Raw genomic sequence first — 511 nt, 5'->3', positions numbered from 1 at the left:
GCCTTATACGTTATAAGCGCCTTAGACCATGGCAATTTCTCCGTGTTTGTAACAAACTCAAATTTAGCTGCCCGTTCATTCTCAGCTATAAAGCTCATCGTTCCGTTATCAACATCCACGCCACTTAGGATGGCTTGATATTGTGCAAATTTTAAATCATCACTCATTTCAAGCGTAGCTGTCGTGCTGTCATCAGACCATGTGGTGATCGGTTCGAATTTGACAGGTTTGTTGTCCGAATCTAGATAACCCATTTTCGTCACGTTCAAAACAGCTTTATTGCTGTCAACTTCACGGTTTAACCTTACGGTTAATTTATTCTTGCCGATTACTTTTATTTCAGCGATCGAAGCTTTAGCAGGCTTAGCCGTAGTCAGATGAAGCTGGAGCGCTGCATAGGAAGCCAGTGCCAGCGTTTTACGAGTCACATTCACGTTACCGCCGAATTTGCCGCCTGTCTGATTGGTCATGAGCTTTTGCTGCAGCGCATAGGTGACATAACTTTTATAGT

1 pseudogene is annotated in these 511 nt (G+C 43.4%); it reads right to left on the bottom strand.

Features of this window, described 5'->3' with window-relative positions:
- Positions 1–511, bottom strand: a pseudogene (locus AC1DUA_RS40380) (hypothetical protein); the annotation flags it as partial.

The organism is Paenibacillus sp. 01T422 (assembly GCF_056398785.1).
The sequence above is the reverse complement of the archived record's forward strand: the minus strand, read 5'-3'. Positions and strand labels throughout refer to the sequence as shown.